A 13,313-nucleotide genomic window follows, 5' to 3' on the forward strand; every position below is an offset into this window, starting at 1 on the left:
TTTGCGCTTCATCAAGCTTATAAGCTTTATTAGTAGATAATATACGGGTTACTTCAGTCTAATCTAGACTAAGATTAAAGCCTCACTAGGCCATGTTACTTGATCACTGCTATTCTAGAAACGAACATCAAATCTATAAAAACCAGATTTGATTTTTAAAAAAAATTAAGGGATAATACCGAGAAGCACACAAATCTAATAGTAACAATCATGAATCAGCTTTTACAAGCTGCAACCCAGACTTCAAGAGTTGTACATCAAGCGTTCACGCAGTTCCAAAACCTAGAAATTTACATTAGCGGTATACAAAGTTGATGAGATGTCTGGCTACAAGCAACTCTTGCATCTCAAATCAGGTGGCGTATGTTCATAATAGTATTCTAGTCAGGGTCTGAATACTTTATTGAAGAGTTTGCTATTTTTCTAAAGTCATTAGTTGGTAAGTATACTCGTGTATTACTTATCATGCTTAATTCTTGGCGTCTGTGCAAGAAAAACTAGCATGTTTCCAGATGAAACATCCAGTATTGGTATTATTTCCTTATGCTTGTATCCACGCAGCAATGTACTGACTACCATTTCTCGTTGAAGTTTATGCTTATTTTGGCAGTTTTCGATCAACTCCTAAGCGCGATCGCATCCATATTGTTGTACCCTAAGTTTAGTTATAAAAATTACTCTTATTATTTGTACATATACTTATCACGAATGATTCTGGTTGACTAGATTCAGTTTATATTTACAGTAAATTTATGAAAAATTTATCTTAATCCAATTCTATGACGCAAACGTTAAGTTCAATCCTATCTTTTATTAAAAAAATAAAGTAATTATGAAATTGCCAATGATCACTGTCGATTGTAACTTGAGATAACCGAGAAATATTCCCTTAACCTTTTGCTGTTTCTAGTAAATTTCAAAACACATGAGTAATCATCAATTAAGAACGCCAGTAGTTTTTATCATCTTCAAACGCCCAAACACTACAGAAAAGGTATTTGAAACAATTCGCCAAGCGAAACCACCAAAAATTTTGGTTATAGCAGATGGGCCACGAACTGAGCTTCCTGGCGAAGCAGAAAAGTGTGAAGCTACTCGTGCAATTATTCAGCGAGTTGACTGGAATTGCGAAATCTTGACTAACTACTCTGAAGTTAATTTAGGCTGTAATAAACGAGTTTCCAGTGGTTTATATTGGGTTTTTGAACAAGTAAAATATGATCCTAATTTAAAATTACGTATCAAAAGGAAAATCAAAAGACTTAAGAATATTTCAACTAGACTGCCAAAATCTCTGGAAAGTAAAAAAATAATAGGAACGCAACTGGAATCTTCTAGTAGCTTAAGTGGGTACGATATATCATCCTCTCCTTGATTAAATTACTTAAATTAATCGCAACAAGATTAATTTGTAGACTTCTGGTTTTTTCAATGCAATTATTAATCAATAATTATAACTTATAATGCAAATTTTACTAATTAATAGTTCTGATATTGAGGGTGGCGCGGCTCGTGCTGCCTACCGTTTACATCAAGGATTACAGTATATTGGTGTCACCTCACACATGCTGGTGCATGAGAAATCTAGTAACGATAAAACAGTATCTGCGCCTAAGATAGCACTGTTTCAAGGCATAGCACGAGCAAAAAAGACAGTTGAGACTTTGCCATTAAAATTTTATCGTCAACGAAGTAAAACTCCATATTCTCTTCAGTGGTTACCAGATACAATTGTTCCGAAAGTGAATCAAATTAATCCAGATATCATTAATCTGCACTGGATTAATGCTGGATTTATGCAGATAGAAACAATTGCCAAGCTTGAGCGTCCTTTGGTTTGGACATTGCATGATATGTGGCCATTTACCGGAGGGTGTCATTACAGTGGCGATTGCGAAGGCTACTTAAAATTCTGTGGTGGCTGTCCCCAGCTAGGTGGTAATAAAAATTGGGACTTATCTAGTTGGACATGGCAACGCAAAGCTAAGGCGTGGACAAATTTGAATCTGACAATTGTTTCACCTAGTAATTGGTTAGCCAATTGCGCCAGAGCTAGTTCTTTGTTTAAAAATTTGCAAATCGAAGTGATTCCCAATGGAATTGATACTCAAAAGTATAGACCTATCAAGAAACCTATTGCACAAGAACTGCTGAATTTACCTCAAGATAAACAACTTATTTTATTTGGAGCATTATATGCAACTAGTGACCCACGCAAGGGATTTCATTTATTAAAACAGGCATTGGAAAGTCTCAGTAAATCCGGTTGGAAAGATAGGTTAGAAGTAGCTATTTTAGGAGCATCTCAGCCTGAAAATCCTCCTGATTTTGGCTTTAAGGCTCACTACTTAGGGATATGTAAAGATGATATATCTTTAGCTTTGGTTTATTCAGCAGCAGATGTATTTGTTTTACCTTCTATTGAAGAAAATCTGGCGAACACAGTCATGGAAGCGATCGCCTGTGCTACACCCTGTGTTGCTTTCAATATTGGTGGCACATCTGATATGATTGAGCATCAGATCAATGGTTATTTAGCCGAGCCTTTCAAAATTGAAGACTTGGCTCAAGGAATTGCTTGGGTACTACAAAATCAAGAAAGGTACGATAAGTTATCCTATCATTCTCGTGAAAAGGCAGAACAAAAGTTTTCTTTAGAAATTCAAGCAAATCGGTATATTTCACTTTTCGAAGAAATTGTTCATAAATATAATAACATAATATGAATTCAACAGGATGAAAAACTTGATATTTACAGCGATTGCGTAAATAATTTATGGGTAAGCATTCAGGTGTTGGGGGTATTGACAAGAGTGACAATGGAGCGGTTACAAGATACTGTCAATTTGTTGACGGTTGTTCAAGCTTGTCGCCGTCAAAGATGTTCTGTAATTGCGTTTTTTGAGCAAGCTATCAAAGCAATGCTTAACCCTACCATACAGACCCCTTCTTTAATTTCTCAAGTTTAGACCTGAATCCTTGCTTTTCCTCATTGATAGGAAATCTCAAAACACATGAGTAACAATCAACTAAAAACACCAGTAGCTTTTCTCATATTTAACAGACCAGATACAACTAAGAGAGTATTTGAAGCCATTCGTGCAGCTAAACCACCAAAGCTTTTAGTCATCGCAGATGGCCCACGCGCAGACCGTTCTGGTGAGGCAGAAAAGTGTGAAGCTTGTCGTGCGATTATTGATGGTGTGGATTGGCAATGTGAGGTTATAAAAAATTATTCTGACGTAAATATGGGCTGCGGATTGCGCGTTTCCAGTGGTATTAGCTGGGTATTTGAGCAGTTAGAAGAAGCAATTATTTTAGAAGATGATTGTTATCCAAATCCTACATTTTTTCAATTTTGTGAAATCATGTTAGCAAAATATCGTCATGATGAAAGGATTATGATGATTAGTGGAACAAATTATTTAGAAGAATGGAAATCGGATATTCAAAGCTATCATTTCTCTTACTATGGTGGAATTTGGGGATGGGCATCATGGGCAAGAGCTTGGAAATATTATGATTATGATATGAAATTATGGGCTAAAAGTGAAGTGCAAAATCGTATACGAGATATCATTTCAAATGACGATCAATATCAAAATAGAGAAAAAGTTTTTTGGCAAACCTACAATAAAAAAATTGATACATGGGATTACCAGTGGGGTTTTGCGCGTTTGTCACAATCTGGTTTATCAATAGTTCCTGCTGTCAACTTAATCTCTAACCTTGGTTTTGGTGAGGATGCCACTCACACAAAGTATAGCAATTCGCAGGTAGCAGAAATGAAAACTCTTTCTCTAAAAATACCAATAGAAAGTAACGATATAACTGTAGTTGATAGAGATTATGATCGTAAATTATTTAACAAGCTTATCAGAAAGACAAACTTATTCAATAGAGTTAAAATGAAAGTTTTAAATTTCAAAGCAACTGAACTTATTACAAAGCAGAATTAATTAAAGAGTATCTACTTTAATGTCAGTTACCAATAATATCAAGTATCAATATAAGGAGGGTTCCATATGAAACTTATTACCATTCTAGACACAGCAGCTTGCAGCTCAAATATTGGCGATCAAATCATTATGGATGCTGTGAATCGAAATTTAAATGATTTGTTTCCTGATGCTTTTTTTCTGAGAACCCATACTCATGATGTAATATCTAAAACTTCCTATAGATATATCCAAACTAGTGAATTTGTAATTGTAGGAGGTACAAATCTTTTATCCTCTAATATGAATTCATACAATCAATGGAAAGTTAGTTTATGGGATTCCTTATTTGTTAAGGATATAATATTAATGGGTGTAGGTTGGTGGCAATATCAAAAAAAGCCTAATTCATATACCAATATTTTGTACAATAGGCTGCTGAACAAAAATTATTTTCATTCTGTAAGGGATGGCTATAGTGAGCAAAATTTAAAATCTATAGGTATTACAAATGTTATTAATACTTCTTGCCCAACAATGTGGTCTTTAACAGAAGATCATTGTACTAAAATACCTACAAAAAAAAGTAATGCTGTATTAGTTACTTTTACTGAGTATAACCAAAAGCTAGATTATGATACTAAGTTAATTAATATTTTGAGTCAAGAGTACGAGAAAATCTATTTTTGGACACAACAGCCTAAGGACTACGAATATACTAGAAGTATATGTGGAGACTCTGTTGTTTATCTTAAACCAAATTTAAAAGCATTAGATGAGATTTTATCGAGTGGTCATATCGACTATGTGGGTACTAGATTACATGCAGGTGTTAGAGCATTACAACATCAAAGAAGAACGTTGATTCTCTCTGTAGACAATAGAGCAGTAGAAATCGCTAAGGATACTAATTTGCCAACTGTAAAAAGGGAAGATATAGAATCTATCAGCAGTTGGATTAATTCAAGTTATGAGACTCGAATTAAACTCCCCCTTGACAATATCAATGAGTGGAAAAATCAATTCCGAGAATAAGTTAATTTTTTGGCTAGTGATTAATAGTGATTTAATAGTAGTGATCAATAACCTGAAACACAGATTTTCTAGATATAAATCTTAGTCATTTTGTGAAGTGTGTAAGTCCTATTTGTATCTGTTTGTAGTGTTCTGTAAAGACGTTGCCTGCAACGTCTTTACATTTAAACAGAGTGTAATTGAGCTAGATTGTTCACAGTCGGAAAACCTGCCTACCGCGCCTCCCTGTTGACTGTCAGCTGTTAGCGGTCAACGACCCTGACAAGTGGCTATGCAATGAATGTGTGTTTTAGCTGATTCACAATTTAACTTGTTGCAAGTGAGTGCGGGGATTATAAATACGTATAGCCCGGATTTTTTCATAATATTCCCGCTCTTGTTGGCTGAGGTCTTTTGGTGGAACGATCGCTACCTTCACCAACTGATCGCCACGTCCACCTTTAGCTATAGGCCAACCTTTGCCCCGTAAACGCAGGGATTGACCAGAACGCACCCCCGCAGGAAGCTTGACATTAACTGCACCATCAGGCGTTGGTACATCTATTGATGCTCCTAAAGCAGCTTCATCTGGCGTAATTGGCACTTCACAAACTAGATTATCACCCTCAATTTGGAAGAAAGAGTGCGGTTGCAGTTCTACCTTGAGATATAAATCACCCCGTTGTTGAGTCATCGGATTGATTTGACCTTTGCCTCGCACACGCAGACGAGTACCAGGTTTAGCCCCAGCAGGGATACGAACATCTATTGTTTCATTACCTAAACTGAAGCGCTTTTGTACACCTGCAAACGCTTCTGCAAAAGTGAGGGCGATCGCGGCTTCGCTATCCTGGCCAGCACTAGCACCAGCATCTTGAAAACCATAATCACCAAAGCCACCAAAACCTCCACCGGGTCTACCAGTGGAAGTACGGTAAGAGTAGCTTTGACGACCACCACGAGGACTAGCACCACCAAAACGTCCTAGTAGCTCGTTGATAAACTCATCAAAGTTACCATATTGACTGAAGTCGAAGCCACCCATATCAACGCCAGCAGCACCAGATGGGAAGCCTTCACCAGCTTGTTTCCAATATTGCCCAAATTGATCATATTTTTTGCGTTTGTCTGGGTCTGATAACACTTCATAAGCTTCATTAACTTCTTTGAAGCGTGCTTCTGCTTGTTTGTTTCCTGGGTTAACATCAGGATGATATTTGCGAGCTAGTTTACGAAATGCTTGTTTAATTTCCTCTTGACTGGCAGTCTTACTAACTCCCAAAATTCCGTAATAGTCTTTGAAGTCGGTTGCAGCCATCTACCAGCCTCCTGTAAAAATTTCCGTTATGTTTATTTTTATGATGTGAGTTTTGCTGTTTGACAGGTATAATACCAAGCAAAAAGATTCTGACTTTAAATTAACAAATAATACAGAAAATCAAGTGTGGTTCTTGCTCAACACTCCAGCGCAATTTCCGTACTCGCAATTGCCCAGAAAGCGAATCAAGCTGTCTAGACCTTCTTCTAAGCTTGGAGGTGCATCACGGAGTTGGCGGTGCATTCGGAAGATGACTTCTTCTGGAACCTGACGCGTCCGCTTTTTATTACGTGCTAAGCACAGCCAAACTGGTGTACTCACCCAAATTCCGGTAATGTTAGTAAAGCCTAAGTCGCGTCCTAAGACTATGACTTCACGGCGATGGCGTCGCTGAGCGTTGGTAGCGTCAAAAATTGCCGTTTTTCCTGTGGCGATCGCTTGTTGAAATTGTCGCTCAATTTCCTGCCAAATCAGGAACCACGGCCCCTGAAACGCTTCTGAATTGAAAAGTTGCCCCCGGATAGCATCCGTAGAAATCAGCTGCATCTGGGGGTATTGTGTAATTAATTTTTGTGCCAAAGTTGACTTACCGCTACCAGGAAGCCCAATTAATAACAAGAGTTTGGTCATTTGTCTTTTGTCCTTTGTCAGTAGTCAGTTGTCAGTTGTGTTTTGCTACTGACTACTGACTACTGACCACTGACTCTTGACTAAATTATGGTTCCATCAGGAATCACGGCATTTTTCAGCACAACAACGATGCCACTGCGGATATAGAAACCTTGGCTTTCGCGATCGGCTTCTTGGACGTTATCTTTATTGATAATTTTGACATCGTGACCAATGCGGGCATTTTTGTCAATAATGGCACGGCGAATAATTGTATCTGTGCCAATGCCTACGGGAATGTCACCTTTATCTATGCTACAGTGGCGCTCCACAGATGCTTGGTAAAAGTCTGCACCCATGAGTAGAGATTCTTCAATTGCACAGCCAGCTTCGATGCGCGATCGCACTCCTAAAACAGAATGTTGAATGCGGCAATTTTTCAAAATACAACCTTCGCCGATGATTGATTCTGTGACGTGGCAATTTAAAAGTTTACTCGGAGGCAAATAACGAGCGCGAGTATAAATTGGTGCTTCTTCATCGTAGAAGCTAAAGGGCGGTAGCGGTTGCTGAGTCAGTGCTAAATTGGCATGATAGAATGCCTCGATGGTTCCGATATCTTCCCAATAGTCATCAAATAAGTAGGCTTGAACGTTGTAATCTTTTGCTGCGTCAGGAATAATTTCTTTGCCAAAATCAGTACTTTCTAGGGATTGTTTCAACAACTTGATCAAAACGTCTTTTTTAAAGACATAAATCCCCATTGAGGCGATGTATGGCTGTGCTTCGGCTTGTTCTTTTGTCAAGCCTAAAATAGTGGTATCGACCTGCATTTGCTTTAAAGCATCGCCTTTCGGTTTTTCGCTAAAGTCGATTACCCTACCAGAATCGTCAATTTTCATTAAACCAAAGTCCGAGGCGCGGCGATCGTCGATGGGGATAACTGAGAGAGTAATATCTGCACCAGTTTCTCTATGACGCTGGACAAACTGACGATAATCCATGCGATAGAGATGATCACCTGAGAGAATTAGATATTCTTCTGCGTCCCATTCTTCCAACAGCCACAAGTACTGTCGCACAGCATCCGCGGTACCTTGGAACCAATTAGGGTTTTCTGGTGTTTGCTGGGCAGCTAGTACTTCCACAAACCCCTCACTGAATCCACTAAAGTTATAGGTACGAGCAATGTGGCGATTCAGAGAAGCTGAGTTGAATTGTGTCAGGACGTAGATTTTAAAGATTTCTGAATTAATGCAGTTGCTGACTGGGATATCGATTAAGCGGTACTTACCTGCTACAGGCACAGCTGGCTTTGCACGTAGCTTGGTTAGGGGATAAAGGCGAGTACCAGCGCCACCACCGAGAATGATTGCTAAAACTTTTTTCACAAAATTTCTCCCGACTGCCTTTCAACTCTCACTTTCAGTTTAGGACTGTATGTAGCCGCTGATAAGGGGGGATCAAAGATTCTCATGGATGAATTTTAGAAAATACTGCTGGTGACAGATAATGCTACCAGTGATTAACTTATTAGAACATTTGTATTAATTTACATCAAAAGTTTAGCCAAGTTTTGGTTACGCCGACCTGATGTAACATTTTACTCTGTAATAGACTGTTGTAATAGTTAAAAGGAAGGTAGTCTTTGACCAACATCGTTATGACATAAATCTGGAGAATTATTCAACGGTATTTAAGATAGTTAAGCTACCTATAAACCCTTATTTATAAACTAGTTTGTAGTTAGGAAAAAGACAATATTAGCGTGTCTCTAAGTTAGACTTTATCCAACAAATGAAATAAAGTTAAACTCAATAAAGTTTTAGTATATATGAATGCAGGATGCAAAAATGGATAAAGTCTAGCTAGGAGGAGATTTTAAAAGTTTTTTTAAAGTCTTTTCCTAAAAAGCGAAAACCTGCTTCATAGTAACAGCAAAAACTTGTGATTGAGGAAATTTTAATCGCAGCGATCGCTTTGCTCAATCTTGCTTTTTAAATCTCAAACACCAAAAGTACGCATACTCATTTTCCTATTAACCAAATGTAACTTTTGTGATAACTTCAGATATTTCACCCAAGCTTGCTCTGACAGCTGAGAAATAGCATTGGGCGATAATGTCGCTGTGAAAATATCCTTACCACTAGTTACACCACTAATGCCAGAATTTTCTAAAATGGCAATTGCAGCAGCATCTAACACTGGTTCGGTATGGATGAAAACCGCCAGACTCGGTTCTTGGGAATCTGTAAGGTCATTTAGCGCCATAGCAAGGGCGGCGTCTAGTTTCTGATAATTCATAAAGACCTCTAGCCTGTGGAGGAAAAGGTAAAAAGGGCTGGCAATTTTCAGCCAGCCCTATAACCAACCTATCAGATTTATAACTTATGATTGCCTACCCTTGTATATAGGTAATATACTAATCTCTACGTCTAATTACAGATTTGCGGTATTAATCAGCCCAAATCCCCATTTGTTATCAAACGTTCCCGGTTCTTTTCCAGGAATGGCACTATTTTTGCGTAACAAGTCTTTGACAGCATTGGGGTCAAGCTTAGGATCACGCTGTAAAAGTAGTGCCACTAACCCAGTCACAAATGGTGTTGCCATACTCGTACCAGCATCCACCATAAAATTGGAATTAACCATGCGTGAGCGATCTAAATTAGCAGTTGAGGAAAGCGTAGAAACAATCATTGCTCCTGGTGCAGCTACATCCGGCTTTTGGGAATCATTTCGTAGAGGCCCTTCACTGCTGAACTCAGAAATAGTATGCAATTCTAAGCCCATTTCCCGCTCTTGTTGATCAATATCTGTGTACTTAACTTTAGTAGTATAGGCGGCAACCGTAATTGCACTGTTGGCGGTGCCTGGAGAACCAATTTTTAATGAATCTTTGACGCTTGTACCAGTGAAAAACACTGCCTCATCTAACGTCCATACATCCAGTCGCGTGTCAGATGAGGAAGTATTACGTACTCGCAGTTGCCAAACACCACCTTGTACTGGTGAAACACCTTTACCACGGATTTGCACGAAGAAATTATGTTCGCCGTTAACTGGGTCAGGCCCTGGTGTGGCAATTTCTACTTGTGAATCTGGCAAATCGTGCTTTTGTCTGAAATTGCCTGCGGTAATGATTTTTTGAAAGGGGGTAACGAAACCATTGGGACTCCGCACCGAAACTTCCAATTCACAGTTACGACCATACCAACCGTTTAACCAAAGTATGTTTAATTGATTTAAGGGAACCTGAAAACGCATACTACGGGTGCGTCCACTGGAGACATTCGTTTGACCATGAATATTGGCGTTTCCTTCATTTCCTGCTGCACAGCAAACAATCCGTCCTGGCCCTGACTCAGCGTCAATAATTTTTGACAAAGAATCGCTACCATCATGAGCATCGGCGTGTCCACCCAAGCTGAGATTGACTACCGCCGGACGCCCCAATTCGCTAGCTATGCGAAAAATGTAACGGATACCATCTGCAATGTGGGCATCCTCCATATCTGACCTGACAATAACTAATTCTGCTTCTGGCGCAATGCCAGTATAAGTTTTATCAGCACCAGCAGCAATTCCCGCTACGTGAGTACCATGACCTTGGGTATCCGCAGAAACTGACATCAGCGCTCCCGTGAATTCAGCTCCATATGCTCCCTCATTCACTCCTGGCCCATTAGGCAATGTTTGATCCCAAATGCGTAAAATCCGTCCTTCAAAGGCGGGATGTTTGGCGTCAATACCACTATCTACAATGCCGATGATCACTCCTTTACCAGTGAGTCCAGTTTTGTTCTTAAAATCTGGTAATTTCACTGCTTGTGCTGCAACGTCCATCCGTAGCTTCAGTTTACGCGATGGCTTAATGCGTTGAATAGCAGGGTCTTCAGATAAAGGATCTAGACCTTCTATAGGTAAAAAAGCTGTGCGTACAGTTCCGGAATTTTGATTGAGTTCAATGCCTTGTTCTGAAAGATGACTCAAGTCTGCATCAGCATCGCAGTAGATAAAAACAATGCTCTTTGCAGGCTTAAGAGTGCTTTTAGAGGCAAATAAACCAAGCGATCGCTTGTGTGTAATTACAGCTTGTTCTCCTTCGCTTTGAAAATCTTTATACGCTAATAACAACCCAGGTGAAAGTTTTTCGTGTCTCATTCTGACCTCAAATTTAGTTGTTTTGTAACAATCAGATAGCAAGATAAATCACCGTGACACTAATATGCTCAAGATGATTTTTTGCGTTTATTTTTGTTTGCAGATATAGTTATCTATTCAATAAATAACATTAAATAAGATTTAAAACCTAATAAATAATAATTCAAGCTTACTAATTTATAACTTTTCTTCATGAATTATCTCACCTCAAAAGAACTCTCTTTAGCTGGTATAACATCTATGACAAGGCACATTCAATCATTAAGCATATAGAGTAATAGCTACTTTTCATTTATGTTCAACTGCTTTTTTAGAGGTGCTTATGATTGATCCAGTTTTTAGTTCAGGCATTACGGATATAAATAGACAAATCAAGAAGTGTTAAGTAATAAAAAATTTTATTTAGCAATAAGTAATACTATTTAATATAGTGCGTCAGCTATTTAATACTGGTAACATTTGTATTAAAAGCAGAAACAAAACAAAGGGGAGCCTAGTAAAGTTGCCTTAAAAATCAAAAAATAAAAAGTTTTAATTAAAAGGCTTTGAGCAATTTCAGATGGCTAGTTTATTTTTCCCGTGCTGTACTAAAGAAAACAGAAAAGCACAAAGTAATAAGCAGACAAAGAAAAATAACTAATTCCCAATTCCCAATTCCCAATTCCCAATTCCCAATTCCCAATTTTCTATCACAAGTAAGAAGCCCAAATAACAAGTATCTGCAACGATCGCTCCTGTAGGTATAAAAAATAATCAATGGAAATTCAAACACCAGACTGGGTTAAGCACGCTGTTTTTTACCAAATCTTTCCAGATCGCTTTGCCAGAAGCAAACAGCCGCGCAAACGACTGTTGCATGAAGCCCGTTGGGAAGATTGGGAGGCTATGCCAACACTCCAAGGTTACAAAGGTGGCGATTTATGGGGCATCCTGGAACAATTAGACTACATCCAGGATTTAGGCATTAACGCTATTTATTTTACACCCATCTTTCAATCAGCTAGCAATCACCGCTATCATACCCATGACTATTATCAAGTCGATCCATTACTGGGCGGAAATGAGGCTTTTAAGGAATTATTGGACGCAGCTCATCAACGGAATATTAAAGTTGTTTTGGATGGAGTATTTAACCATTCCAGTCGTGGCTTTTTCTTTTTCCACGACGTTTTAGAAAATGGCCCTCATTCCCCTTGGGTAAATTGGTTCAAAATTGAAGGTTGGCCCCTATCACCCTATAATGGGGAGTTTCCTGCAAACTACGGTGGTTGGGCTGGCAATCGCGCGTTACCAGAGTTTAACCATGATAACCCAGAAGTGCGCGAATATATCATGGAAATTGCCGAATATTGGATTAAATTTGGCATCGATGGTTGGCGGTTGGATGTACCATTTGAAATTAAAACTCCTGGTTTTTGGCAAGAGTTTCGTCAGCGAGTTAAAGCCATCAATCCCGAAGCCTATATTGTAGGGGAAGTTTGGGGAGATTCTCGTGAATGGCTGGATGGTACTCAGTTTGATGGCGTAATGAATTATTTATTTGCTGGGCCAACCATCGCTTTTGCAGCAGGCGATCGCGTTGTGTTAGAACAAGTTCAAAGCCGAGATTATCAACCCTATCCTCCCTTATTTGCTGCCGAGTACGCTGCCAAAATCCAAGAACTCCTGCAACTTTACCCTTGGGAAATTCAGCTAACTCAACTCAATTTGTTAGCAAGTCATGACACAGCCAGGTTGATCACCATTGCTGGTGGTGATCAAGCCAGTGTGGAATTAGCTACTTTGTTGGTACTCACATATCCTGGTGCCCCCAGTATTTACTATGGAGATGAAGTTGGTTTACCTGGTGCAATAGATCCAGACTCACGTCGCGGCTTTCCTTTAGAAGCTAGCTGGGATAAGGAAATTCTCAATACTCACCGCCAATTAATTGCTTTGCGCCATAGTTACCCGTCCTTACGTACAGGAGATTACCAAGTTCTGTACGCCCAAGGCGCACTCTACGTATTTGCGCGAACTTTAGGCACAGAGGAGTTGATTATTGCTGTTAATGCTGGTACAGCATCGACAAAAGCCAATTTCGATGTCACAAGTTTACGTAGTCAACCCAACAAGCTTTTATTTGGGACAGGCGAAGTTGAGTGGAATACTGAAGGAGAAACTGTGCAGCTTTCCTTAACTCTTACCTCACGTACAGGCTGTATTTTAGGTAATAGTTAATGGTCAGTTGTTAGTAGTCAGTTGTTAGTTGTTTTTTCTATTGACAACTG

At 39.0% G+C, this 13,313-nt stretch carries 10 protein-coding genes and 1 pseudogene; 6 read left to right on the forward strand and 5 right to left on the reverse strand.

The annotated features are described in order from the left end of the window. Positions 1-925: 925 nt before the first annotated feature. From I8748_RS29380 to I8748_RS29400, 5 genes and pseudogenes are all read left to right on the forward strand, one after another. Positions 926-1,216 (forward strand): annotated as a pseudogene (locus tag I8748_RS29380) (glycosyltransferase family 2 protein); the annotation flags it as partial. Positions 1,217-1,463: 247 nt separating this feature from the next. Then, positions 1,464-2,726: a glycosyltransferase family 4 protein gene (locus I8748_RS29385; RefSeq protein WP_198128022.1), complete on the forward strand. Its 1,263-nt coding sequence runs from the start codon at positions 1,464-1,466 to the stop codon at positions 2,724-2,726. 93 nt (positions 2,727-2,819) lie between these two features. Further along, positions 2,820-2,969, forward strand: a complete 150-nt coding sequence (locus I8748_RS29390; RefSeq protein WP_198128023.1) for a hypothetical protein — start codon at positions 2,820-2,822, stop codon at positions 2,967-2,969. Positions 2,970-3,014: 45 nt separating this feature from the next. After that, positions 3,015-3,959, forward strand: a complete 945-nt coding sequence (locus I8748_RS29395; protein WP_198128024.1) for a glycosyltransferase family 2 protein — start codon at positions 3,015-3,017, stop codon at positions 3,957-3,959. Positions 3,960-4,025: 66 nt separating this feature from the next. Further along, the gene (locus tag I8748_RS29400) at positions 4,026-4,973 is read left to right on the forward strand and encodes a polysaccharide pyruvyl transferase family protein (RefSeq protein ID WP_198128025.1); all 948 of its coding nucleotides are present in this window, start codon (positions 4,026-4,028) and stop codon (positions 4,971-4,973) included. Between the two features lie 298 nt (positions 4,974-5,271). Here I8748_RS29400 and I8748_RS29405 read toward each other — a convergent pair whose 3' ends face one another. The 5 genes from I8748_RS29405 to I8748_RS29425 all read right to left on the reverse strand — a co-directional run bounded on the left by I8748_RS29405 (position 5,272) and on the right by I8748_RS29425 (position 11,043). Then, positions 5,272-6,270 (reverse strand): DnaJ C-terminal domain-containing protein, encoded by a 999-nt coding sequence (locus I8748_RS29405; protein ID WP_198128026.1) that lies wholly within the window; start codon positions 6,268-6,270, stop codon positions 5,272-5,274. A gap of 120 nt (positions 6,271-6,390) precedes the next feature. Next, positions 6,391-6,900 (reverse strand): AAA family ATPase, encoded by a 510-nt coding sequence (locus I8748_RS29410; protein WP_198128027.1) that lies wholly within the window; start codon positions 6,898-6,900, stop codon positions 6,391-6,393. An 80-nt stretch (positions 6,901-6,980) separates the two neighbouring features. Continuing rightward, entirely contained in the window at positions 6,981-8,270 is a 1,290-nt protein-coding gene (locus tag I8748_RS29415; protein WP_198128028.1) for a glucose-1-phosphate adenylyltransferase, read from the reverse strand. A 613-nt stretch (positions 8,271-8,883) separates the two neighbouring features. After that, complete coding sequence (locus I8748_RS29420) at positions 8,884-9,183, reverse strand: hypothetical protein (RefSeq protein ID WP_198128029.1); 300 nt, start codon at positions 9,181-9,183, stop codon at positions 8,884-8,886. Positions 9,184-9,318: 135 nt separating this feature from the next. After that, positions 9,319-11,043: a S8 family peptidase gene (locus I8748_RS29425; protein WP_198128030.1), complete on the reverse strand. Its 1,725-nt coding sequence runs from the start codon at positions 11,041-11,043 to the stop codon at positions 9,319-9,321. 756 nt (positions 11,044-11,799) lie between these two features. Here I8748_RS29425 and I8748_RS29430 point away from each other — a divergent pair. Then, positions 11,800-13,263, forward strand: coding sequence for a glycoside hydrolase family 13 protein (locus I8748_RS29430; RefSeq protein ID WP_198128031.1), 1,464 nt, complete (start codon positions 11,800-11,802; stop codon positions 13,261-13,263). Positions 13,264-13,313 lie beyond the last annotated feature (50 nt).

It is taken from the genome of Amazonocrinis nigriterrae CENA67 (assembly GCF_016056305.1).
Classification (GTDB): Bacteria; Cyanobacteriota; Cyanobacteriia; order Cyanobacteriales; family Nostocaceae; genus Amazonocrinis; species Amazonocrinis nigriterrae.